This is a genomic window from Winogradskyella ouciana, from assembly GCF_009709615.1.
GTDB lineage: Bacteria > Bacteroidota > Bacteroidia > Flavobacteriales > Flavobacteriaceae > Winogradskyella > Winogradskyella ouciana.
Genome location: NZ_WJYA01000164.1, coordinates 1 through 262, shown reverse-complemented (window position 1 = coordinate 262; position 262 = coordinate 1). Strand labels below are relative to the sequence as shown.

The following is a 262-nucleotide window of genomic DNA, read 5'->3' as shown; positions in this document are numbered from 1 at the left end:
AGCTGACTGTATTAGATGAGGAGCTTGGCCGTCTCAAAAACGTCCATGTCAGCGCAATGGAGCAAAACGGCAAGGTTGTTTTCCTTCATAAAATCAAAGAAGGCGCGGCAGACAAAAGCTACGGAATTCATGTTGCTAAATTGGCAGAGCTTCCGAAAGAGCTGATTGACAGAGCACAATAGCTGCTTACATCCCTTGAGCAAAAAGAGGAACACAAGCAAGTGGCCAAGCCGCAGACAATAGTGAAGGAGCAAGCACCGGT

1 protein-coding gene is annotated in these 262 nt (G+C 47.3%); it reads left to right on the top strand.

What is annotated here, in order from left to right:
* Positions 1–182: MutS-related protein (locus F1003_RS18890; RefSeq protein ID WP_202913926.1), on the top strand; the 182-nt coding region annotated here is incomplete at its 5' end.
* Positions 183–262 lie beyond the last annotated feature (80 nt).